This is a genomic window from Enterobacter cloacae complex sp. P15RS, from assembly GCF_014895905.1.
GTDB lineage: Bacteria > Pseudomonadota > Gammaproteobacteria > Enterobacterales > Enterobacteriaceae > Enterobacter > Enterobacter quasihormaechei.
Genome location: NZ_JADBQL010000013.1, coordinates 284,242 through 305,725 on the forward strand (window position 1 = coordinate 284,242; position 21,484 = coordinate 305,725).

General features: G+C 55.0%; 24 protein-coding genes. 8 read left to right on the forward strand and 16 right to left on the reverse strand.

Going from position 1 to position 21,484, the window contains the following annotated elements:
• The first annotated feature begins 136 nt into the window (after positions 1–136).
• The 4 genes from yqaB to luxS all read left to right on the forward strand — a co-directional run bounded on the left by yqaB (position 137) and on the right by luxS (position 3,423).
• Positions 137–703: a fructose-1-phosphate/6-phosphogluconate phosphatase gene (yqaB, locus tag IM267_RS09150; protein WP_063869432.1), complete on the forward strand. Its 567-nt coding sequence runs from the start codon at positions 137–139 to the stop codon at positions 701–703.
• Complete coding sequence (locus IM267_RS09155; protein WP_017692791.1) at positions 700–1,128, forward strand: YqaA family protein; 429 nt, start codon at positions 700–702, stop codon at positions 1,126–1,128. The genes yqaB and IM267_RS09155 overlap by 4 nt, the downstream gene beginning before the upstream one ends.
• 83 nt (positions 1,129–1,211) lie before the next feature.
• Positions 1,212–2,756 carry a glutamate--cysteine ligase gene (gene gshA, locus IM267_RS09160; protein ID WP_107533587.1) on the forward strand — a complete coding sequence of 515 codons (1,545 nt, stop codon included), beginning with the start codon at positions 1,212–1,214 and terminating at the stop codon, positions 2,754–2,756.
• 151 nt (positions 2,757–2,907) lie between these two features.
• Positions 2,908–3,423: an S-ribosylhomocysteine lyase gene (gene luxS, locus IM267_RS09165; protein ID WP_063451839.1), complete on the forward strand. Its 516-nt coding sequence runs from the start codon at positions 2,908–2,910 to the stop codon at positions 3,421–3,423.
• Between the two features lie 151 nt (positions 3,424–3,574).
• Here luxS and emrB read toward each other — a convergent pair whose 3' ends face one another.
• The 12 genes from emrB to IM267_RS09225 form a co-directional block, all read right to left on the reverse strand.
• On the reverse strand, positions 3,575–5,122 hold the full coding sequence (gene emrB / locus IM267_RS09170; protein ID WP_006811709.1) for a multidrug efflux MFS transporter permease subunit EmrB: 1,548 nt from the start codon (positions 5,120–5,122) through the stop codon (positions 3,575–3,577).
• Between the two features lie 16 nt (positions 5,123–5,138).
• On the reverse strand, positions 5,139–6,311 hold the full coding sequence (gene emrA, locus IM267_RS09175; protein ID WP_064909826.1) for a multidrug efflux MFS transporter periplasmic adaptor subunit EmrA: 1,173 nt from the start codon (positions 6,309–6,311) through the stop codon (positions 5,139–5,141).
• Positions 6,312–6,439: 128 nt separating this feature from the next.
• On the reverse strand, positions 6,440–6,970 hold the full coding sequence (emrR, locus tag IM267_RS09180; protein ID WP_017694792.1) for a multidrug efflux transporter EmrAB transcriptional repressor EmrR: 531 nt from the start codon (positions 6,968–6,970) through the stop codon (positions 6,440–6,442).
• 314 nt (positions 6,971–7,284) lie between these two features.
• Entirely contained in the window at positions 7,285–8,469 is a 1,185-nt protein-coding gene (locus IM267_RS09185; protein WP_107533585.1) for an MFS transporter, read from the reverse strand.
• Positions 8,470–8,638: 169 nt separating this feature from the next.
• On the reverse strand, positions 8,639–9,634 hold the full coding sequence (proX, locus tag IM267_RS09190) for a glycine betaine/L-proline ABC transporter substrate-binding protein ProX (RefSeq protein ID WP_063869439.1): 996 nt from the start codon (positions 9,632–9,634) through the stop codon (positions 8,639–8,641).
• A gap of 9 nt (positions 9,635–9,643) precedes the next feature.
• Positions 9,644–10,708, reverse strand: a complete 1,065-nt coding sequence (proW, locus tag IM267_RS09195; protein WP_063869441.1) for a glycine betaine/L-proline ABC transporter permease ProW — start codon at positions 10,706–10,708, stop codon at positions 9,644–9,646.
• Entirely contained in the window at positions 10,701–11,903 is a 1,203-nt protein-coding gene (gene proV, locus IM267_RS09200) for a glycine betaine/L-proline ABC transporter ATP-binding protein ProV (RefSeq protein WP_063869443.1), read from the reverse strand. Before proV ends, proW begins: the two co-directional genes overlap by 8 nt.
• Positions 11,904–12,236: 333 nt before the next feature.
• Entirely contained in the window at positions 12,237–13,196 is a 960-nt protein-coding gene (gene nrdF, locus IM267_RS09205) for a class 1b ribonucleoside-diphosphate reductase subunit beta (RefSeq protein ID WP_112792766.1), read from the reverse strand.
• Between the two features lie 9 nt (positions 13,197–13,205).
• Positions 13,206–15,350 carry a class 1b ribonucleoside-diphosphate reductase subunit alpha gene (gene nrdE / locus IM267_RS09210; RefSeq protein WP_193033235.1) on the reverse strand — a complete coding sequence of 715 codons (2,145 nt, stop codon included), beginning with the start codon at positions 15,348–15,350 and terminating at the stop codon, positions 13,206–13,208.
• The gene (nrdI, locus tag IM267_RS09215; RefSeq protein WP_063869450.1) at positions 15,323–15,733 is read right to left on the reverse strand and encodes a class Ib ribonucleoside-diphosphate reductase assembly flavoprotein NrdI; all 411 of its coding nucleotides are present in this window, start codon (positions 15,731–15,733) and stop codon (positions 15,323–15,325) included. The genes nrdE and nrdI overlap by 28 nt, the downstream gene beginning before the upstream one ends.
• Positions 15,730–15,969 (reverse strand): glutaredoxin-like protein NrdH, encoded by a 240-nt coding sequence (gene nrdH, locus IM267_RS09220; RefSeq protein ID WP_063451831.1) that lies wholly within the window; start codon positions 15,967–15,969, stop codon positions 15,730–15,732. The genes nrdI and nrdH overlap by 4 nt, the downstream gene beginning before the upstream one ends.
• A 243-nt stretch (positions 15,970–16,212) precedes the next feature.
• On the reverse strand, positions 16,213–16,539 hold the full coding sequence (locus IM267_RS09225; RefSeq protein ID WP_063869453.1) for a DUF883 domain-containing protein: 327 nt from the start codon (positions 16,537–16,539) through the stop codon (positions 16,213–16,215).
• A 158-nt stretch (positions 16,540–16,697) separates the two neighbouring features.
• Here IM267_RS09225 and IM267_RS09230 point away from each other — a divergent pair, with 158 nt between their 5' ends.
• On the forward strand, positions 16,698–17,042 hold the full coding sequence (locus IM267_RS09230; protein ID WP_006811693.1) for a DUF2002 family protein: 345 nt from the start codon (positions 16,698–16,700) through the stop codon (positions 17,040–17,042).
• A 32-nt stretch (positions 17,043–17,074) separates the two neighbouring features.
• Here IM267_RS09230 and alaE read toward each other — a convergent pair whose 3' ends face one another.
• Positions 17,075–17,524 carry an L-alanine exporter AlaE gene (gene alaE / locus IM267_RS09235; protein ID WP_063869455.1) on the reverse strand — a complete coding sequence of 150 codons (450 nt, stop codon included), beginning with the start codon at positions 17,522–17,524 and terminating at the stop codon, positions 17,075–17,077.
• Positions 17,525–18,020: 496 nt separating this feature from the next.
• On the opposite strand from alaE, the gene stpA reads away from it, so the two are divergent.
• Positions 18,021–18,425, forward strand: a complete 405-nt coding sequence (stpA, locus tag IM267_RS09240; RefSeq protein ID WP_063869457.1) for a DNA-binding protein StpA — start codon at positions 18,021–18,023, stop codon at positions 18,423–18,425.
• Between the two features lie 37 nt (positions 18,426–18,462).
• Here stpA and IM267_RS09245 read toward each other — a convergent pair whose 3' ends face one another.
• The gene (locus IM267_RS09245) at positions 18,463–18,642 is read right to left on the reverse strand and encodes a hypothetical protein (RefSeq protein WP_193033236.1); all 180 of its coding nucleotides are present in this window, start codon (positions 18,640–18,642) and stop codon (positions 18,463–18,465) included.
• An 82-nt stretch (positions 18,643–18,724) separates the two neighbouring features.
• Positions 18,725–19,243 carry a rhodanese family protein gene (locus IM267_RS09250; RefSeq protein ID WP_193033237.1) on the reverse strand — a complete coding sequence of 173 codons (519 nt, stop codon included), beginning with the start codon at positions 19,241–19,243 and terminating at the stop codon, positions 18,725–18,727.
• A gap of 178 nt (positions 19,244–19,421) precedes the next feature.
• On the opposite strand from IM267_RS09250, the gene IM267_RS09255 reads away from it, so the two are divergent.
• The gene (locus IM267_RS09255) at positions 19,422–19,580 is read left to right on the forward strand and encodes a YqaE/Pmp3 family membrane protein (protein ID WP_003862203.1); all 159 of its coding nucleotides are present in this window, start codon (positions 19,422–19,424) and stop codon (positions 19,578–19,580) included.
• Here IM267_RS09255 and IM267_RS09260 read toward each other — a convergent pair.
• Entirely contained in the window at positions 19,577–20,506 is a 930-nt protein-coding gene (locus IM267_RS09260) for a LysR substrate-binding domain-containing protein (protein ID WP_193033238.1), read from the reverse strand. The two genes, IM267_RS09255 and IM267_RS09260, sit on opposite strands and share 4 nt — an antisense overlap.
• A gap of 319 nt (positions 20,507–20,825) precedes the next feature.
• Here IM267_RS09260 and IM267_RS09265 point away from each other — a divergent pair, with 319 nt between their 5' ends.
• Positions 20,826–21,431 (forward strand): ankyrin repeat domain-containing protein, encoded by a 606-nt coding sequence (locus tag IM267_RS09265; protein ID WP_193033239.1) that lies wholly within the window; start codon positions 20,826–20,828, stop codon positions 21,429–21,431.
• Positions 21,432–21,484: the final 53 nt, after the last annotated feature.

A 21,484-nucleotide genomic window follows, 5' to 3' on the forward strand; every position in this document is an offset into this window, starting at 1 on the left:
AATCCTCCCGGATGCACCATATTCTCCTTCTTTGTTTATTCCTTCGACGTTCCGTCAGCAATCACACTCTCAGTCAGCGACAAAAATCCCCTTTTACGATAAAGTAATGCTTTGTTAATCGGTTAGCGAGAGCACGATGTACGCACAGTATGACGGTTTGATCTTCGACATGGACGGCACCCTCCTGGATACCGAACCCACGCATCGCCAGGCCTGGACCGACGTTCTTGCCCGTTACGGTATGCGTTTCGATCTACAGGCGATGATTGCCCTCAACGGATCGCCCACCTGGCGTATCGCACAGGCCGTGATTGAGCTGAATCAGGCCGATCTCGACCCGCACCTGCTCGCGCGTGAAAAAACCGACGCGGTAAAAGCCATACTGCTGGACACCGTGCAGCCATTACCGCTCATTGACGTCGTCAAAGCGTGGCACGGGCGTCGTCCTATGTCTGTCGGCACGGGCAGCGAGAGCGCGATTGCTGAAGCGCTACTCAACCATCTTGGCCTGCGCCACTATTTTTCTGCCGTCGTGGCCGCCGATCACGTTAAAAATCATAAACCCGCTCCGGACACCTTCCTGCTCTGCGCAGAATTAATGGGTGTCCCGGCTGCAAAATGCGTTGTGTTTGAAGATGCCGACTTTGGTATTCAGGCCGCGCGTGATGCCGGAATGGCGGCGGTGGACGTTCGCTTACTGTGAGTGACGCGCTGTCACTTGCCTCATTATTCGCCAGCAGTTTTTTAAGCTCCACCCTCTTGCCGGGGAATTCGGAAGTGGTACTGGTGGCGATGCTGTTGTCCGGCGTGAGTCAGCCCTGGTTGCTGGTCTTAATAGCAACAATGGGTAATAGCCTTGGAGGGCTGACTAACGTTATTCTTGGACGTTTCTTTCCGCTACGCGAAAAATCTCGCTGGCAGGAAAAGGCAGTGGGCTGGCTAAAACGCTATGGCGCTGCCACGCTGTTATTAAGCTGGATGCCTGTAATAGGCGATTTACTGTGTCTGCTGGCGGGATGGATGCGCATCTCCTGGGGACCGGTGCTCTTTTTTTTGTGCCTTGGCAAGGCGTTACGCTATGTTTTATTGGCATGGGTAACACTACAGGGTATGACGTGGTGGCACTAATTGGTGGAATGAATTCGCGACCTTCAATCGTCAACCATTACAATTATGCTGAGTGACAATTTTTTGACAGGCGGGAGGTCAAATTGATCCCGGACGTATCACAGGCGCTGGCCTGGCTGGAAAACCACCCTCAGGCACTGAAGGGGATTCAGCGTGGGCTTGAGCGCGAAACGCTGCGCGTAAATGCGGATGGTAGCTTAGCGACAACGGGACACCCGAAGGCGTTAGGCTCGGCGCTGACACATAAATGGATCACAACCGATTTCGCCGAAGCGCTGCTGGAGTTCATCACGCCGGTAGACGGTGATATTGATCATATGCTGACGATCATGCGCGATGTGCATCGCTTTACCGCCCGCAACCTCGGCGACGAGCGTATGTGGCCGCTCAGCATGCCGTGCTATATCGAGCAGGGGCAGGATATCGAGCTGGCGCAGTACGGCACCTCTAACGTGGGGCGGATGAAAACGCTGTACCGTGAAGGCCTGAAAAACCGCTACGGCGCACTGATGCAGACGATCTCTGGCGTGCACTACAATTTCTCTCTGCCGATGGCGTTCTGGCAGGCGAAATGCGGTGAAACGGATAAAGACGCGATCTCCGCGGGCTACTTCCGCCTGATCCGCAACTATTACCGTTTTGGCTGGGTTATTCCGTATCTGTTTGGCGCGTCGCCGGCCATCTGTTCATCGTTCCTGCAAGGGAAACCGACCACGCTGCCGTTCGAGAAGACCGAGTGTGGCATGTATTACCTGCCGTACGCGACCTCTCTTCGCCTGAGCGACCTTGGCTATACCAATAAATCGCAAAGCAATCTCGGAATTACGTTTAACGATCTGCACGACTATGTGGCAGGCTTGAAGCGGGCGATCAAAACTCCGTCTGAAGAGTACGAAAAAATCGGCCTCGAAAAAGACGGCAAGCGCCTGCAAATCAACAGCAACGTATTGCAGATTGAGAACGAACTGTATGCGCCGATTCGTCCGAAGCGCGTAACGCGCAGCGGTGAAACGCCGTCGGATGCGCTACAGCGCGGCGGGATTGAATACATTGAAGTGCGCTCGCTGGATATCAACCCGTTCTCGCCGATTGGCGTTGACGAGCAGCAGGTTCGCTTCCTCGATCTGTTTATGGTCTGGTGCGTCCTGGCGGATGCGCCGGAAATGAGTTCCGACGAGCTGCTGTGTACCCGTACCAACTGGAATCGCGTGATTCTGGAAGGGCGTAAGCCGGGCCTGACGTTAGGGATTGGCTGTGAAACGGCGCAGTTCCCGCTCTCTAAGGTGGGGAAAGATCTGTTCAGAGACCTGAAGCGCGTTGCCCAGACGCTGGATAGCGTGTACGGCGGCGAAGCATACCAGAAGGTCTGCGACGAACTGGTTGAAAGCTTTGATAACCCGGAACTGACGTTCTCGGCACGCATTCTGCGTTCTATGATTGAGCAGGGAATTGGCGGCACAGGACGTTCACTGTCAGCGGAGTACCGTGAGATGCTGATGCAGGAGCCGTTAGAGGTTCTGAGCGAAGCGGATTTTGTGGCAGAGCGCGACGCATCCGTTGTGCGTCAGAAAGCGATCGAAGCGGCGGATACGGAGTCGTTTGAGGCGTTTCTGGCGAAGCAGGCTTGAACCAAAAGAAAAAGGCCACATCGCTGTGGCCAAAATATACATCTCTGAATTCAGGGATGATGATAACAAATGCGCGTCTTTCATATACTCAGACGCGCATTCTGTAGAAGAGTTCAGTTTATTTTAAAAAAATCACTATCGGAGGTGACGTATGCCGTTATTAGATAGCTTTACTGTCGACCATACCCGTATGGAAGCACCAGCAGTCCGCGTGGCGAAGACCATGAACACGCCGCACGGCGACACGATCACCGTTTTCGACCTGCGCTTCTGCGTGCCGAATAAAGAAGTGATGCCGGAGAAAGGCATTCACACGCTGGAACACCTGTTCGCCGGCTTCATGCGCGACCACCTGAACGGCAACGGCGTGGAGATCATCGATATCTCTCCGATGGGCTGCCGCACTGGTTTTTACATGAGCCTGATTGGTCAGCCGGAAGAGAAACGCGTTGCGGATGCGTGGAAAGCGGCGATGGAAGACGTGCTGAAGGTGAAAGAGCAGAACCAGATCCCTGAGCTGAACGTTTACCAGTGCGGCACTTACCAGATGCACTCTCTGGAAGAAGCCCAGGACATTGCCCGTCATATCATCGAACGTGATGTTCGTGTAAACAGCAACGACGAACTGGCCCTGCCAAAAGAAAAACTTCAGGAACTGCACATTTAGTATTGTGCCCGTTGATGCCCGGTGGCGCTTCGCTGACCGGGCCTACAATCCTTTATCGATACTGATAATTGTGGATAACCGGGCCGGACAGAGGCCCGGTTATCGTAGGCCGGGTAAGGCGTAGCCGCCACCCGGCAACCCATAAACAGGGTTAATGCGCACCGCCGCCGCCGCTACCGGCACCAAACGGTGGTTTGGCAAACCACACCAGCCCCAGCAGGACGATAAAGATCCCCGCCGATATCCAGAATATCTCGTTTGCCGAGATAATCAGCCCCTGGTTGGTGATTTGCTGGGCAAGCCAGCCGGACGCCTGCTGCTCCGTCATGCCCATCCCCTCAAGCTGGCTATACATCTGCTGAGCGTTAGGGTTGAACGGGTTCACCGCTTCGGTCAGCTGGGCGTGGTGCATCGATTCCCGGTTGGTCCACAGCGTGGTGGTAATCGAGGTCCCGATGGAGCCCGCCAGCGTACGGGTAAAGTTCGACAGGCTCGATGCCGCCGCCATCCGCTCTGGCGGCAAGCCGGAAAGCGTAATGGTGGTCAGCGGCATAAAGAAGCACGCTACGGCAAAGCCCTGAATAAACTGCGGCCACGCGGAGGCGCCAAAGTCCATTCCCGGTTCGAACGTATACGCGCGCCAGTAGAAGCACACGGCGTACATGATGAAGCTGAACGTCACCAGCCTGCGCATGTCGAGCTTATGGGCGAAACGGCCAATAATCGGCGACAGCAGAACCGGAATTAACCCCACCGGCGCGGAGGCCAGCCCCGCCCAGGTTGCGGTATAGCCGTATACCTCCTGCAACAGCTGCGGCAGCAGAACGATCGCGCCGAAGTAGAGCATATAGGCGAGGCTGATACAGAGGCACCCGATGGTGAAGTTTCGCGATTTAAACAGCGAGAGATCGACTATCGGGTTATCGTCCGTCAGCTCCCAGACAATCAGGAAGCTAATGGCGACCACGGCGACCACCGTCAGCACGATGATTTCCGTAGAGGCGAACCAGTCCAGCTCTTTACCCCGGTCGAGCATGATTTGCAGGCTGCCGATGCCGACCACCAGCAGCGCCAGACCGATACCGTCGATCCGCCGCTGTTCGGTTCGCGTTTCGCGACCGCGCAGAGACTGTAGCGTCATCAGCACCACCAGCGCACCGATGGGCACGTTGATAAAGAAGATCCAGCCCCAGTGATAGTTATCGCTGATGTAACCGCCAAGGATAGGCCCGCAAATCGGGGCGACAATCACCGTCATCGACCACAGCGCGAGCGCGATGGAGCGTTTGGCGGGCGGATAGTTGTTCAGCAGCAAACTCTGCGACAACGGGATCAACGGCCCGGCGACAATCCCCTGGATGACGCGGAAGAATATCAGCATCGTCAGGCTGCTGGACATCCCGCAGGCCCAGGAGGCCAGCACGAACAGGATCGTCGACCAGAGGAACAGCTTCACTTCACCGACGCGCTTCGCCAGCCAGCCGGTGATGGGGATGGAGATGGCGTTCGCCACCCCGAACGAGGTAATGACCCAGGTCCCCTGGCTCAGCGATGAGCCAAGGTTCCCGGCGATGGTTGGGATCGCCACGTTTGCGATGGTGGAGTCCAGCACCTGCATGAATGTCGCCAGCGACAGCGCAATGGTCATAATGACCAGCTGCGCCCCCTCCAGCGGTTTTTGCGGCTTTTGCTGTTGCATAACGCTCACCTTCGGATTAACCGGCGTTTGCCTTCACGATGTCATCGATCAGCTTATTAACCGGATCGAGGCTAATTTCACGGGCGTTACTTTCATAAGCTGGCGTGCTGCGCACCTGATTTGCGAGGATCTGACCGTCGCGGTTGGCGGTATCAACCGTCACCAGCGTGGAAAGGCCAATTCGCAGCGGATGGTCCGCCAGCTGTTTGGCATCCAGTTCAATACGCACGGGCAGGCGCTGTACCACTTTGATCCAGTTGCCGGTGGCGTTCTGCGCAGGCAGCAGGCTGAACGCGCTGCCGGTCCCCATGTCCAGACCGACCACTTTACCGGTGTACTTCACGTCATCGCCGTAGATATCGCTGACCACGGTTGCGGTCTGGCCGATACGCATATGCGCCAGCTGGGTCTCTTTGAAGTTCGCATCCACCCACAGATTGTTCGCCGGAACGACCGCCATCAGCGGCGTGGTGGTGCCAATCTGCGCGCCGGGCTGTACGGAACGACGGGAAACGTAGCCGGTCATCGGGCTGACGATTTTGGTACGTTGCAGGGCAAGCCATGCGTTGCGTACTTCGGTCGCCGCCTGTTTCACCGCCGGCTGGTTTTCCAGAGAGGTGCCCAGTACCATCGCCTGGTTAGCGTTGTACTGCTGAATAGCCACGTCCAGCTGCGCCTGTGCGCTGGCCACCGCATCGCGGGCGTGCTGCAACTCTTCACGGCCAATCAGGTTGGCGGTGCCGAGAGGAACACGACGCTTAAGGTCGCTTTGCGCCTGGGCCAGGGCCGTTTTCTGCACGTCGATACTGGCCTGAAGCTGTTTGCTGTTGATCATCAGCTGGCGGGTCTGGCGAACGCTGGAGGCCAGCGCCGTCTGTGCTTTTTCAAACGCCTGTTGGGCGTCGGTCGGGTCGAGCGTGACCAGCACATCCCCTTTTTTCACAAAGTCGGTGTTGTCAGCCCAGACTTTCGTCACGCTGCCCGACACCTGTGCCATGATTTGAACCTGATTCCCTGCCACGTATGCATCGTCTGTCTCTTCAACATGACGCAATACTAAAAACCAATAAATCCCATATGCCACGGCAATAATAATAAAGAGCAAGGTCAGCAGAATAAGGGCGCTCTTACGTTTGCCCTTCTTGTTAACCGGTTGCTGCGGGGGAGTGTTCTCCGCATTTGCGCTCATTGTTGTTCTCCACGATCTTTTTATTTTCACATCGGCTGAGCCGACCTGTTGTCAGAAAGGCCAGCAGTTTCACGTGCTGGCCTGTCAGTTTTTCTTTTGAAATCTGGATGGTTGAGCGGATCGTCGCGTTAGCGCAGCGCCTCAAGAATGACGCCATCTTCATCCATCTGATCCAGACGGGTGAGCAGCTTGCGAGTAATGTGCTCAAGCTGGTCGCGCTCGGCGGTGCTGAGGGCGGACCAGAGCTGGTGCAGGCAGTTATGCTGCGGGGGCAGCACTTCGCGCAGGAATTCGTGACCTTTCTCGGTCAGTTGCAGATGCAGGCAGCGGCGATCGTTATCGCTTTCACGGCGTTCGATCCAGCCGCGCTTCTCCAGCTCATCAGCAATACGGGTGGCATTGGTACGGGATGAACCCAGCGCGCAGCTCAGTTCAGACGGCTGAATGCTGTGGTTTTCCTGAGACTCAAGCGTAATCAACGCCATAAATAACGTCTCGTTAATCCCTTGCGCTTTCAGCATCTTATTACGATTTTCCAGCAGCTTACCCTGCATGTGCATGCACAGGCGAGTCAGCAGGATCTCCTGATACGGGAAGTCCTCATGACGACTGGCGCGGAACTTAAGCATTTGTTCAATGGGCGTAAACGAACTATCCATTTTGGGCATAACCTCATTAATTACAGCCGATATAGTAACGATAGTGACAAATAATGTAAATGAATTATTTGTGCGGTTATATCCGCCAAACGAATGTCACCATCAGAAAGCGCCGGGTAAATCCGTGACCCGGTGAGCACAGAAAGCGTGGGGTGTATACCCGCGAAAGAGGGGATGTGAGGACAGGGGTCTGAACTATTCATGCCGGTAGTAAATATGTCACCCACAGTAAAATTTCTGGGATAAATGATTACCGTTACATTAACAGATGCAGGCCCCCTTTACACCCCAGGGGGCCCAAAGCAATGTAAAACTTAGTGAATTGCTTCCTGGCGGTGGTAGCCGCGCCACCACACCAGCAGATTTATCGCCGCGACGATGGCGCCGATGGCGCACACGCCCGTCCAGCCCGCATGCTGCCAGGCGGAGGCTGAGATCAACGAGCCCGCCGCGCCGCCGATAAAGTAGCTGGTCATATATCCGGCCGTCAGGCGGTTACGTGCGTCCGGCTTCACGCGGTAAATAACGGTCTGGTTGGTGATGTGTACGCCCTGCACGGTGAGGTCGAGCACCAGAATACCGACGATCAGCGCCAGCACTGAGACGTGTCCGTACCAGATGGCCGCCCAGGAGAGCAGGAGCAACACCAGCCCGGCGGAGGTGGTCATATGCGATTTGCCTTTGTCGGCCAGCCCACCGGCCGGGCGTGCGCCCAGCGCGCCAGCCGCGCCTGCCAGCCCAAACAGGCCAATCACCCCTTCTGAGTAGTTAAACGGCGGTGCGGCGAGCAGAAATGCCATCGACGTCCATAAGATGCTGAAGTTAGCGAAGGTAAGACACCCCAGAATGGCGCGCGTGCGCAGGAGTTTATCCTGCGTAAAGAGGCTGAAAACGGAGGCGAGAAGCTGGGGATAGTTCAGGTGATTCTCCTGCTTCACTTTCGGCAGGCCGCGCCACAGCGCCAGCGCCATGATAACCATCAGCACGCTCGCCACCCAGTAGACGGTGCGCCAGCCGCCGAGGCTCGCCAGCAGCCCGGCAACGGTTCGCGCCAGCAGGATGCCCAGCAGCAGGCCGCTCATGATAGTGCCGACCACTTTGCCGCGTTTTTCCGGGGACGCCAGCGTAGCGGCAAGGGGAACCAGAATTTGTGCCACCACGGAGAACAGGCCGGTCAGCGCGGTGCCAATAATCATCATCGTTAACGACTGGCTGCTGGCAGTGATCAACATCCCGCCTGCCGCCAGAAGCGTCATAGAGACGATAAGCATCCGGCGCTCAAACATATCGCCCAATGGCACCAGGAACAGCAGCCCTGCCGCATAGCCGAGTTGCGCAGCGGTGACGATAAAGCCGGCGGAGCTGGCGGAAAGATCGAAGGCGCGCGCGATAGTATCAAGCAGAGGCTGCGCGTAATAGTTGCTGGCGACTGCCAGACCCGTTGCCACGGACATTAAAAGGATGAGCGCGGGGCTAAGCCCCTGAGATGTTTTTGTCATTAGTTTCAGGAATCGTGAGTTAAGTGATTATTTTTCCGGAAACATAATAACCAATGATTGAGAATGTTGGGGGATTGTTATGTGTGTGTTTGTGCGGTTATCCCCCTCACCCCAGCCCTCTCCCTAAAGGGTAGAGGGTTAGGGTGAGGGGTAAGGTTATGTTGTATTTTTACTTCTGCGCCGCAAGCGCCTCTTTCACCCAGCCATCAAACTGCTGCTGGTGAGCTTTGATCCAGCCATCCACGTGGCCTTTAATATCGGCTTCGGACGATTTACCCGCGTGCATCATCGCGTTCTGGGCGTTGATGTCCGCCAGCGGCAGCTTCATCACCGAGAACAATTTCGCCGCAGCCGGGTTTTTCTCTGCCCAGGCTTTGTTCGCCACGATATGCATGGTGTTAACCGGGAAGCCATAGTTCATGCCGTTCGGCAGTTTGGTGTCGATATCTTTCTGCTCGCCCGGCAGGGAGGAGAAGGGCACCTGCAACCACACCACGTCTTTGCCCGGCTTCAGCACGTCGCTCACCCAGTACGGCGTCCAGGTGTAGTAGATCACCGGCTTGCCCTCTTTAAAGCGGGCGATGGTGTCGGCCATCATCGCGGAGTAATTGCCGTGACTCACGTCGACGGTTTTCGCCAGATCGAACGCTTTGTTCTGGTGGTTAATCACCGCTTCACAGCCCCAGCCCGGTGAACAGCCCATCATGTCCGCTTTGCCGTCACCGTTGGTGTCGAACAGTCTGGCGATCTTCGGATCTTTCAGCTGTTCAATATTGGTGATGTGGTACTGGTCGGCGGTTTTCTTGTCGATCAGATAGCCCTGCGCCGCGCCGGTCACGAAGGTGCCTTCGCGATAGAATTTCTTGTCACCGCCTGCGGCAGCAAACATATCGTCGTGCAATGGCTGCCAGTTCACGGCGGTAAAGGTGGCATCACCGGAGGCAATCGAGGTGTAGCCCACGTTGTAATCCACTTCGCTGGCGGTATTTACGGTATAGCCCAGCTTCTCCAGCGCGCGGCTGACGAGCTGCGTCTGGAAGGACTCTTCCGAAATGGTGCTTTGCACCGGCTGCACGGTAATGCCTTTGCCCGGCAGGTCAGCGGCAAACGCGCTGGTGGAGACAAGGGTCGCAAACGCTGTGGCAAAAAGTACGTTATGTCGCATCGTTGTTCCTTATTTTGTGAAGGGGCGGGTGAGTAACCCGACAGGGCCGGTGGTGTACCAGCGACGGTTGCCGCGACTGCGTGAATCACGACCGACAGCCTGGGTCAGGCGGTCAAGAATGATGGCAAGGATCACAATCCCGACGCCGCCGACGGTCGCCAGCCCCATATCAAGACGGCCAATACCGCGCAGTACCATCTGGCCTAACCCGCCAACGGCAATCATCGAGGCGATTACCACCATGGACAGCGCCAGCATCAGGGTCTGGTTCACGCCTGCCATAATGGTCGGCATCGCCAGCGGAAGCTGAACCTTGAACAGCATCTGACGCGGGCTGGCGCCGAACGAGCGCGAGGCCTCAATCAGATCCGCAGGCACCTGGTTAATGCCCAGGATCGTCAGGCGAATAATCGGCGGCAGGGCGAAGATTATGGTCACCACTACCCCCGGCACGTTACCGATACCGAACAGCATGACGATAGGCACCAGGTAAACGAACGCCGGCGTGGTCTGCATCGCATCCAGCAGCGGGCGAATAATTTTCGCGGCCCGCGGGCTGCGCGCCAGCCAGATCCCCATCGGTAGCCCGATGACAATGCAGAAGAGCAGGGCGGTCAGCACCAGCGCCAGGGTAATCATCGCCTGAGACCACGCGCCAATCGCGCCGATGGCGATCAGAGAGATCAGCGTGGCGACGCCCATCCCCGCGCTACCGAACTGCCACGCGATCAGCGAGAACAGGATTATCGCCACGGGCGCAGGCATGCCTAGCATCAGCTGCTGGAAGCCGTTCAGGATGTAATCCACCGGGATGCGGATCCCCTGGAACACCGGGCGGAAGTGGGTAACGACCCAGTCGATCCCCTCCGTCACCCAGCTGTCCAGCGGGATCAGCGTCTTGTGGAACGGATCCATAATATTGAAATGCTCTGGCGCAGGCGCAGGTGCGCTGTTGAGCCAGTCTGCCGCGCCGCCGCCGTCGGCAGGTGCGGGCGTGGAACCCCACGCATCGGCAGATTGCGCCGCGCTGTCCGCAGCGTCAGTGGTACCCCATGGGTTTGATTGATCAGCCATTGTTTGCCCCCTCGCGATCTAAAGCCTGTAGCAACATCCGTTTTGAAATGATGCCAACGTACTGTTGTTCTTCACCGACAACCGGCACGGCGCAAGGCGCCTGACCCACGTGAGAGAGCAACTCGCTGAGCGGCGTTTCGGCGTCCACGGCAAGCGGAGCGTCAATCAACGCCGCATCGATTCCCTGGTTTTCGCTCAGGGCGGTTTTCAGAGAGTCGATGGAGACAACGCCGACAAATTTGTTGCCGCGTTCAACCAGATAACCGTATTCACGATCTTCATCCTGCAACAGCTTCAGCGCGGAACGCGGGCCGAAACCTGGCGTTTTTCGAATAATGCCGTTTGGCGTTCGGCGGGCAATATCTTTTGCACTAAATACGTGGCTAATATCCACGCCGCGGAAGAAGGTGCGCACATAATCATTTGCCGGATTATTGAGAATTTCATCCGGCGTACCGACCTGCACCACCTCGCCATTTTGCATAATGGCAATTCGATCGCCAATACGCATGGCTTCATCCAGATCGTGAGAAATAAACACGATGGTGCGCTGATGTTTGGCCTGTAATTTTACCAGCTCATCCTGCATCTCGGTGCGAATTAAGGGATCGAGCGCCGAGAAAGCTTCGTCCATTAATAAAATATCTGGATTAATGGCTAATGCGCGGGCTAATCCCACGCGCTGACGCATGCCGCCCGACAGCTCATCCGGGTAGGCATGAGCGTAATTTTCCAGCCCAACCTGACGCAGCGCATCAAGGGCTTTTTCCTGACGTTCCTGAGCGGGCGTGCCGGCTAACTCCATGCCGAAGGCGGTATTATCGAGCACCGTCATGTGCGGCATCAGCGCAAATGACTGAAACACCATCGCAATTTTCTTTCTGCGCACCTCGCGGAGTTCTGCGTCTGAGATTCTGGCGATATCCACGCCGTCAATCAGCACCTGTCCGCGGGTGGGTTCAATCAGGCGATTGAGAAGGCGAACCATAGTGGATTTACCCGAACCGGATAATCCCATGATGACAAAAATCTCGCCTTCTTCAATGGCCAGACTGGCGTCTTTAACGCCAAGCGATAGCCCGGTTTTTTCCAGAATTTGCTCTTTCGAAAGGCCTTTCTCAATATATTTGAAAGCACGCTGCGGGTGCTCACCAAATACTTTATAAAGATTTTTCACTTCTAATTTAATTGCCATGCAATAGAGAGTGTCCTGTTATTTGTTTATGTCGATATGATTACCAAGGTAAATAGTTAACTGGCATTACCCTAACATACTCAGAATCTGAGACAACCCTGAGCGGGCATGAGGTCGGAATTTTGCCACAAGCGAAACGGCTGAATTTCCCATGAATAAAGGGCTGAGGGCGGTTTGAATTTTTCTCAATTTTTTGCTGCTGCATGGGGAAATTTCGCCTGCATCGGTGTGATTCAGGCGAATATGACGTGGAAATTACAGTGTAGTACGTAGTGAAATATTCGGCCGGGAATAATGAACTTTATATTTAATTAACGAACGTTAATTCACTCATTAAAAATCCCAGTCCTCATCTTCCGTCTCCACCGCTTTACCCATCACGTACGATGAGCCGGACCCGGAAAAGAAGTCGTGGTTTTCATCCGCGTTGGGCGACAGCGCCGCGAGGATCGCCGGGTTCACCTCCGCCATCTCCGGCGGGAAAAGCGCCTCGTAGCCCAGGTTCATCAGCGCCTTATTGGCGTTGTAGCAGAGGAACGCTTTTACGTCCTCTTCCCAGCCCGTTCCGGCGTACAGTTCTTCGGTATAGCTCAGCTCGTTGTCGTACAGATCCATCAGCAAATCGAGCGCAAATCCCTTCAGCTCCTCCTGCTTCGCTGCGCTGACTTTTTCAAGCCCTTTCTGGTACTTATAGCCGATGTAATACCCGTGTACCGCTTCATCCCTGATGATGAGGCGAATCAAATCGGCGGTATTGGTGAGCTTGCCCCGGCTCGACCAGTACATGGGCAGCCAGAAGCCGGAATAGAAGAGAAAAGATTCCAGGAACACGCTGGCGATCTTTTTCTTCAGCGGCTCGTCGGCGCGGTAATACTCCAGCACCAGCTCCGCCTTCCGCTGCAATGACGCGCTCTCTTCACTCCAGGCGTAGGCCGCGTCAACGTCTCTGGTCTGGCATAGCGTCGAGAAAATCGAGCTGTAGGAGCGGGCATGGACCGCCTCCATAAAGCTGATATTCGACATCACCGCCTCTTCGTGCGGCGTCAGCGCATCGCTCATCAGCGCGGGGGCACCCACGGTGTTCTGAATCGTGTCCAGCAGCGTCAGGCCGGTAAAGACGCGGATTGTCAGCTGCTGCTCGGCGTGGCTGAGCGTTTGCCAGGCCGGAATATCGTTGGAGAGCGGCACCTTTTCCGGCAGCCAGAAGTTGCTGGTCAGGCGATTCCACACCTCCAGGTCTTTATCGTCCTGAATCTTGTTCCAGTTAACGGCACTCACGCGTGACAGTTTCATCCTTTCTCCTTACAGCGCGCAGGACACGCAGCCTTCGATTTCGGTGCCTTCCAGCGCGAGCTGGCGCAGGCGAATGTAGTACAGCGTTTTGATGCCTTTCTTCCAGGCATAAATTTGCGCCTTATTGATATCCCGCGTGGTGGCGGTATCCGGGAAGAAGAGCGTCAGCGACAACCCCTGATCCACGTGTTTTGTCGCCTCGGCGTAGGTATCAATGATTTTCTCCGGCCCGATCTCATAGGCGTCCTGATAGAGCGCCAGATTGTCGTTGGTCATAAACGGGGCAGGGTAGTAGACGCGCCCGGTTTTGCCTTCCTTGCGGATTTCAATCTTCGACACGATCGGGTGAATGCTCGACGTGGCGTGATTGATATAGGAAATAGAGCCGGTCGGCGGCACTGCCTGAAGGTTCTGGTTATAGATGCCGTAGCGCATCACATCGTCGCGCAGCTGCTGCCACATCTCGCGCGTCGCCAGGGTAATGCCGGCGCGGTCAAACAGCGCGCGCACTTTTTCGGTTTTCGGCTGCCAGTCGCCTTCCAGATACTGGCTGAAATATTCCCCGCTGGCGTAGCGCGACTGCTCAAAGCCTGCGAACCGCTGGCTGCGCTCGCGCGCCAGCATCATTGAGGTATGCAGCGCATGCCAGGTGATGGTGTAGAAATAGAGATTCGTGAAATCCAGCCCTTCCGGGCTGCCGTAGGCGATGCCTTCCCGCGCCAGGTAGCCGTGCAGGTTCATCTGCCCCAGGCCGATGGCGTGCGACGCGGCGTTGCCCGCCTCAATGGACGGCACGCTGCGGATGTGGCTCATGTCCGATACCGCCGTCAGCCCGCGAACGGCGGTTTCCACCGTGCGGCCAAAATCTGGCGAATCCATGGTGTGGGCAATATTCAGCGACCCGAGGTTACAGGAGATATCTTTGCCGATGTCCGCGTAGTCGAGGTTTTCGTCATAGGTGGAGGTGCTGTTGACCTGCAAAATCTCCGAGCACAGGTTGCTCATGTTGATGCGCCCGGCAATCGGGCTGGCGCGGTTAACCGTATCCTCGTACATGATGTACGGGTAGCCGGACTCAAACTGAATTTCCGCAAGCGTCTGGAAGAAATCGCGGGCGTTGATGTACTTCTTGCGGATGCGATCGTCTGCAACCAGCTCGTCATAAAGCTCGCTTATCGCCACGTCGCCAAACGCTTTGCCGTAGATCCGTTCAATGTCATACGGCGAGAACAGCGCCATGTCGGCATTCTCTTTGGCCAGCTTAAAGGTGATATCCGGGATAACCACACCGAGCGACAGGGTTTTGATGCGGATTTTTTCGTCGGCGTTTTCACGTTTGGTATCGAGAAAACGCAGAATATCCGGGTGGTGCGCGTGCAGATAAACCGCGCCCGCACCCTGGCGTGCGCCAAGCTGGTTGGCGTAGGAGAAGGCATCTTCCAGCATCTTCATCACCGGGATGACGCCGGAAGACTGGTTTTCGATGCGTTTGATCGGCGCGCCCGCTTCCCGCAGGTTTGAGAGCAGAAACGCCACGCCGCCGCCGCGTTTCGACAGCTGTAGCGCCGAATTCACCGCACGGCCAATCGACTCCATATTGTCTTCAATACGCAGCAGGAAGCAGGAGACCAGCTCGCCGCGCTGGGCTTTGCCGCAGTTAAGGAAGGTTGGCGTGGCAGGCTGGAAGCGGCCTGAGAGGATCTCCTCCGTCAGCCTTTCGGCCAGGGTTTCATCGCCCTGCGCCAGCGTCAGGGCCACCATGACCACCCGATCTTCAAAGCTTTCTAAATAGCGTTTGCCGTCGAAGGTTTTCAGGGTGTAGCTGGTGTAATACTTCCATGCGCCAAGAAACGTCTGGAAGCGAAAACCGCTGGCGTGCGCATGTGCAAACAATGCCTCCACGAAGGCGCGATCGTAGCGAGTCAGGACGCGCTCTTCGTAATATCCCTCTTTTACCAGATAGTCGAGACGTTCCCGCTGGCTGCCAAAGGTAACGCTGTTCGGGCGTACGTGGGCGGCAAAAAAGGCGTCCACCGCCTCACGATCTTTATCGAGCTGAATGCGCCCCTCGCGGTCGTAGAGGTTAAGCATTGCGTTTAATGCGTGGTAATCCGGCGTCGCCTGAATCACGCGTTCTGCGGTTGTCGTTGCCAAAATTCGTTCACTCCTTTACGCACGTTCTCTACGTCCTGCTGTGTCCCCATCAGTTCAAAACGATAGAGATACGGCACGCCGCATTTTTGAGAGATGACATCCCCGGCGCGGGCAAAGGCCTCGCCGAAATTACGATTGCCCGCCGCAATCACGCCGCGAATCAGCTGTCGGTTATGGGGATCGTTCAGAAAGCGGATCACCTGACGGGGAACAGCCCCCGCGGTGCCGCCGCCGCCATAGCTCGGCACCACCAGTATGTAAGGTTCGTCTACCTGAATACGCTCCCGCTCGTTCAGCGGGATGCGTATCGCAGGCAGCCCGAGGCGCTCCATAAACCGAAGCGTGTTTTCCGAGCTGCTGGAAAAGTAGACCAGCCTGCTCATGCACTGACGGCCTGAGCGGCAAGACGGTTGATCATGTCCGGGCGAAAGCCAGACCAGCTGGTATCACCGGCAACCACCACCGGAAGCTGACGAAAACCCTGCGCACGCAGGATGTCAGCCGCGTCGGGCACCTGATCAAGATTGACCATCTCAAATGCCACGCCGCGGCTCTCCATCGCCCGTTTCGTGGCGTGGCACTGAACACAATCGTTACGAGTGTAAATAATAATGCTCATGATTCGTATTTCCATTTAGAATGAGAGAACGGCGCGAGTAAACGCGTCATGTTGTGTGTATCTGTCTAAAGGGAATACTAGATGTAGTTGCGATAAGTTTCAACCACACAAGATATGGGAAATTTAGATTGATAAGGCCCTAATGATGAGCCCGGCGGGGCAGGGCGTGCTGTGCATGTTTTTCAGGCTTTCCGGCAAAGAAAAGCCCCGGCGCCAGGGGCAACCGGGGCTAAGAACTCGCGCTTACTTACGCAGGCTAAGCAGGGCGCCGACAAAAATACCGACTGCCGCCACCGTTCCCAGCGTACACAGCGGTTTTTCACGTACGAAGGTGGTGGCGCAGCTGGCCATGTCGCAGGCCGCCTGGGTGGTACGTGAGCGGCCATTCATCCTTGCGCGCGTTTCACGCAGCAGAGACTGAGCCTTACGTTTCGCGGCATCTGTTTCATCCTTCGCATCAGAGCCCCAGGATTTCAGCACCGCTTCCAGCGTATCCGCTAATTGGCTGACATCATTACGAATATCCTGAGTGTCGTCGTTAATATCGTTTCGGTTCGGTCTGTTAAACATACGATCCTCCATAATTTGTGTTCCCGTTTAGTTTAGTTCAGAAATTTAATATCTGAAGCCAGTAACGGGTTATCGGGCAGTTTATGGAATATTCTGAAAGCCCTGCTAATGCTGAATACTGTAAGGTTGCCCGGCAGGTATGATAATGAGGAAGAGATATGTATTTACGACCCGATGAGGTGGCGCGCGTTCTTGAAAAAGAAGGGTTCACCATGGATGAGGTAACATCAAAAGCGTACGGATATCGCCGTGGCGAGAATTATGTTTACGTTAACCGTGAAGCAAGAATGGGGCGTACTGCTCTCATTATTCACCCGACACTGAAAGACAGAAGCCTGTCATTTGCTGAGCCCGCCTCGGATATTAAAACCTGCGATCATTATCAGCAATTTCCGCTCTATTTAGGCGGCGAGACGCATGAACATTATGGTATTCCGCACGGTTTCAGCTCGCGTATGGCGCTGGAGCGGTTCCTGAAAGGGCTGTTTGGCGACGTACAATAACTCTGCGACTGGCATGTGCCAGTCGCCTCACCTTACGCTTTGGCCTGGCTATAGGGGCTGACTTTAAACAGGCGACGGCAGTAGTCAAGAAAGTAACCGTACACCGCACCCATCAGCATTGATACCACGATATTCGAACTTACCGCGGCGGCGATTTGATGCCAGTCTGCGCCCACCGTCAGCAAAATAACCACATACACCGGGGACTGGAACGTTACATAGGCCAGCACGTCAGCCAGGTTTTTTACCCAACCTGCTGGGCTAATACGCCGGGCATAACGCATCACCGCATCGCGATACAGTCCGTACGGCCAGGCGATCATAATATTCACCGGAATGGCCACCAGGCGCGACGAGAGGGACTGCTCAAAGGACATTCCCGACAGAAATATTTCAATCAGCATGTTCACGACGGAACAGTAAACGACCATCGCGAAGGTATCCGCTACCGCATGGCGCAGGCGAGACTGCGGTGAGAACATGTCTGAACTCCTCGAACAGGACAAAAAAGTGGCGTTTTACCTGCGGCGTTTAGTGCTTTAGGTTGGTTTGTTTTGAGTGTATAGCGTATCTCTCTGGCTTTTAACTAACAAGTAGTGATTAATCTTTATTTAGTGGCGCTTTGTCCATAAAATTCTCTAAAGTCGTCTGTTTTTTGCGCGCTTCGTTATTTTCTTTCCCATCAACTTTTTTGTTAAAAGAAATCAATCCATTAGCTTATCTAAGCACGCGTGAAACGTTTGTTGTACGAGCGTTTAAGGGCGGTTTTTTGAACGGTTTTAAACAGGCGTTTTTGACCAGATGCAGGACGGTATATTACGCATTATAACTGACGGATAATTCCGGGTTATATTAACGGGATATTCTAAAACATTTACAATAATGTCAAAACGACAGGGTGGGTAGATATCAGAACAAAAATCAATTATTCTGTTGCCTGATTTATGTTATACACACGAAGAAAGGTTTCTCATTATTATGGCTTTAACGTTACAGAATCTTAATAATATCCGTACGCTCCGGGCGCTGGCGCGTGAATTATCCATGGATGTTCTGGAAGAAATGCTGGAAAAAGTCCGGATGGTCACGGAAGAAAAACGCAGCGAGCAGGCTGAATTAGAGCGTCAACGCGCTGAGCAGCAGGAAAAAATTAATGCTCTGCTGGAACTGATGAAGGCTGACGGTATTTCCCCGAGCGATCTGTTAGGCGGTGAACTGGCTCATGCGGGCCAGCCGGCTAAAAAACGTAAAGCGCGTGCGGCGAAATATCGTTTCATCGATGCGAACGGTGAAGAGAAAACGTGGACCGGTCAGGGACGTACGCCAAAGCCCATTGCGAACGCGCTGGCAAACGGTAAATCTCTGGACGATTTCCTGATCTGATGATAATTCGGGCGGTGTATTCCGCCCGGTTATTGACTCAGCAGACGCCAAAGTCACCTTCTTCGGAGTACAGAACCACGTTCGCCGCTTTCAGGTTATATTTCTCGCCCTGCTCATTGCTGGCCTGTACGGCCACAATATTTTCACCATTCACTTCGATCACTTTCAGTTTCGGACCGCCCTGACGCGGTTGAACATAATCGCCGACAGAAAACATAGCACCTCCTCACGTTGTTATGATCTTCACCATAGCCCACCTCCTGGGGCGGGGTACAGTCTAATCTTGCAAATACCCCTTATCAGGTACGCCGGTTCCACGGCATCACTTTCAGCAGTCGCGCCATGCCGCAAAAACCCGTCACACCGGCAAACAGCAGCCCGGCGCCCACAAAACCGCTCAGCAGGAAAAAGGCGCTGGAGACGCTGTAGCCCAGCACCACGCCGCAGAGGATCAGCAGCCCGGCGGCGATCTGCACCTGACGCATCAGCGGAAGGGGTTGCGATCTGTCTTCAACGGTCAGCAGCCCGGCCTGCTTCCAGCCCTGAATACCCCCCTCAACCACAAAGGCGTTTGCAGGGGACGCTGCCCGGGCAAGGCGAGCGGCATTGTTTGAGGTTCGCGCGCCGGACTGACAGTGGAAAATCACCGTTTCTCCCGGCGCTGGGTTTAGCCCGCCGGGTAACGAATCCAGCGGGATGGAGTGCGCCGCCGGAATGTGCTCGCGGGCAAATTCGTCGGCGTCGCGAATATCGATGAGTTTAGCGCCCTCTGCAATCAGCGCGCTTGCCTGCCGGGGCGTAATAAGGGGAAGAGACATTGTGTTTCCTTACGGTCATTTTCAGAACAGTAGAGCATTTAAGGCAAGGTTTAAGCCAGTGTAAAGAGGGTAAAGGCAGGTAAAAGCGCGAGTGCCGAATGGCAGTTACCCGTAAACTGGCTACGCTTAGAGTTGTGTCTTTTATACTTTTCAATTGGTTAGCTTGCACGGAGTTTTTATGGGTTTTTGGCGTGTTGTTTTTACGATTATTCTCCCGCCGCTGGGCGTGCTGCTTGGCAAGGGACTGGGCTGGGCGTTCATCCTGAATATCCTTCTGACCATCCTGGGTTACTTCCCGGGCCTTATCCACGCGTTTTGGGTTCAGACGAAAAGCTAAATACGCCACAGTAAGTCACTGTAGATCCGGGTCAGCGCGCCCTCGGGGCCAAACTGCTGTTTGATCCAGCGCGTGACCTGACCGGTCGCCGCATGCTGCGTGGCGAGCAGCATGCGCGAGTCCTGGCGCGGATTATCGATCCGTCGCGTCACCAGCAGCCCGTCCTCTACCGCCTCCCGCGTCATATATTCCGGTAAAAATCCAATACCTTCCCCCAGGATCTGACACTGACATTTGGTGTTGAAGTCCGGTACCAGAATCGCCTCCTGGCCATGAAGCAGCCAGCCGACCTTCTTGTTGATGGTGTGCGCAGTGTCCTCGACCATGATATTGGGATACAGACGCAGCTGACTTTCAGAAATGGGCTCAGGGGCGAACGCCAGCGGATGCGTCGGAGCGATGGCAAATACCCAGCGGATCGCGCCTATTTCGGTGTAATCGATGCCGCCGCCGTCCAGCAGCGTATCCGGCGCGCCAATGGCAATGTTGGCCTGATTATTAATGATGGAATCCCAGACGCCGTTGTACACCTCGGTCGTCACCGTGATCTGGCAGGTGGGAAACTGTTTTTTCAGCACCTGGAGCAAACGCGCGGTATGGCGTGGCGTATACAAAAGCTGATTAATGCAGATGCGCACCCGCGTCTCAATGCCCTGCGAAATGGTATCAATCCCGCGCTTGATGGCGTGAAAGTCATTCAGCAGGTCGGTCGCTTTACGATAAAAGTAAAAGCCGGATTCGGTCAGCTCAATGCTGCGCGTGTTGCGTACAAACAGCACCACGTCCAGCCCGGTCTCCATGCGTTTAATGGTGTAGCTGATGGCGGAGGTGGTCACGCCCAGCTCGGCAGCAGCTTTGCTAAAACTGCCAAAACGCGCCGCGGTGGTGAAGGCCAGCAAATTCTCTTCGGTAAAGATGGAATTCATATCACAGCATCCTCAGCCATCAGTTTTGAACATATTTTAACAACGACGTTACATCAAATTTGATGCCGGTCACAGTTCTGGCTTTTCACGCAGATCCGCGTCATGTAAGGCTTTTTCAGCCATAAGGATAATGCAGCCTGAGGTGCCTGAACGCGGTAAAACATAAGAAAAAGGTTGCACAGACGCACGTTTTTGCCTGACCGTTGAATTTAACTCAACAATGAATTGCGTGTCGATGAATCATTTTTAAGCGGATTCTTTTATGAACAGCCTGTTGCTATTCTCAGGTCATCAGAAGTGACACATAGGGAGTCTTAATATGTCTGCAACTGCACTGGTTACAGAATTTCTGCTGGCGGCAGAAGAGGGCAATATCGATGCGCTAAAAGCCTGCCTGAAGAAAGGCGTGGATATTAACGCGACCAACCGCCAGAAAAGAACCGCCGTTATTATTGCCAGCCTGAAAAAGCATTACGCCTGCGTGGAATTTTTAATTGCCGCCGGGGCGGATATTGATAAACAGGACCAGACCTGCTTTAACCCCTTCCTGATTAGCTGCCTGACCAATGATTTAACCCTGTTGCGCATTGTTCTTCCGGCGGAGCCGGATCTCGACCGTCTGACGCGTTTTGGCGGCGTGGGTATAACCCCTGCCAGTGAAAAAGGGCACGTTGACATCGTGCGCGAGCTGCTGGAAAAAACCGATATTAACGTCAACCACACCAACTTTGTCGGCTGGACGCCGCTGCTGGAAGCCATCGTGCTGAATGACGGCGGCGCGAAGCAGCAGGAAATTGTGAAGCTGCTGCTGGACCACGGCGCGAATCCGCACATGACCGATAAATACGGCAAAACCCCGCTCGAACTGGCGCGGGAAAAAGGCTTCAACGCGATAGCAGACCTGCTGCTGGCGGCAGGCGCATAGCGCAATTGGCCAGCCTTTTCCGGCTGGCCATTAATCAAAAACGCATTGTTACC

What these genes read in the sequence shown, in the direction of transcription:
- yqaB (WP_063869432.1), top strand. Translation starts at nt 137, where the DNA reads ATGTACGCACAGTATGACGGTTTGATCTTCGACATGGACGGCACCCTC.
- luxS (WP_063451839.1), top strand. Translation starts at nt 2,908, where the DNA reads ATGCCGTTATTAGATAGCTTTACTGTCGACCATACCCGTATGGAAGCA.
- emrB (WP_006811709.1), bottom strand. Translation starts at nt 5,122, where the DNA reads ATGCAACAGCAAAAGCCGCAAAAACCGCTGGAGGGGGCGCAGCTGGTC.
- emrA (WP_064909826.1), bottom strand. Translation starts at nt 6,311, where the DNA reads ATGAGCGCAAATGCGGAGAACACTCCCCCGCAGCAACCGGTTAACAAG.
- emrR (WP_017694792.1), bottom strand. Translation starts at nt 6,970, where the DNA reads ATGGATAGTTCGTTTACGCCCATTGAACAAATGCTTAAGTTCCGCGCC.
- IM267_RS09185 (WP_107533585.1), bottom strand. Translation starts at nt 8,469, where the DNA reads ATGACAAAAACATCTCAGGGGCTTAGCCCCGCGCTCATCCTTTTAATG.
- proX (WP_063869439.1), bottom strand. Translation starts at nt 9,634, where the DNA reads ATGCGACATAACGTACTTTTTGCCACAGCGTTTGCGACCCTTGTCTCC.
- proW (WP_063869441.1), bottom strand. Translation starts at nt 10,708, where the DNA reads ATGGCTGATCAATCAAACCCATGGGGTACCACTGACGCTGCGGACAGC.
- proV (WP_063869443.1), bottom strand. Translation starts at nt 11,903, where the DNA reads ATGGCAATTAAATTAGAAGTGAAAAATCTTTATAAAGTATTTGGTGAG.
- nrdF (WP_112792766.1), bottom strand. Translation starts at nt 13,196, where the DNA reads ATGAAACTGTCACGCGTGAGTGCCGTTAACTGGAACAAGATTCAGGAC.
- nrdI (WP_063869450.1), bottom strand. Translation starts at nt 15,733, where the DNA reads ATGAGCAGGCTGGTCTACTTTTCCAGCAGCTCGGAAAACACGCTTCGG.
- nrdH (WP_063451831.1), bottom strand. Translation starts at nt 15,969, where the DNA reads ATGAGCATTATTATTTACACTCGTAACGATTGTGTTCAGTGCCACGCC.
- IM267_RS09225 (WP_063869453.1), bottom strand. Translation starts at nt 16,539, where the DNA reads ATGTTTAACAGACCGAACCGAAACGATATTAACGACGACACTCAGGAT.
- IM267_RS09230 (WP_006811693.1), top strand. Translation starts at nt 16,698, where the DNA reads ATGTATTTACGACCCGATGAGGTGGCGCGCGTTCTTGAAAAAGAAGGG.
- alaE (WP_063869455.1), bottom strand. Translation starts at nt 17,524, where the DNA reads ATGTTCTCACCGCAGTCTCGCCTGCGCCATGCGGTAGCGGATACCTTC.
- stpA (WP_063869457.1), top strand. Translation starts at nt 18,021, where the DNA reads ATGGCTTTAACGTTACAGAATCTTAATAATATCCGTACGCTCCGGGCG.
- IM267_RS09245 (WP_193033236.1), bottom strand. Translation starts at nt 18,642, where the DNA reads ATGTTTTCTGTCGGCGATTATGTTCAACCGCGTCAGGGCGGTCCGAAA.
- IM267_RS09250 (WP_193033237.1), bottom strand. Translation starts at nt 19,243, where the DNA reads ATGTCTCTTCCCCTTATTACGCCCCGGCAGGCAAGCGCGCTGATTGCA.
- IM267_RS09255 (WP_003862203.1), top strand. Translation starts at nt 19,422, where the DNA reads ATGGGTTTTTGGCGTGTTGTTTTTACGATTATTCTCCCGCCGCTGGGC.
- IM267_RS09260 (WP_193033238.1), bottom strand. Translation starts at nt 20,506, where the DNA reads ATGAATTCCATCTTTACCGAAGAGAATTTGCTGGCCTTCACCACCGCG.
- IM267_RS09265 (WP_193033239.1), top strand. Translation starts at nt 20,826, where the DNA reads ATGTCTGCAACTGCACTGGTTACAGAATTTCTGCTGGCGGCAGAAGAG.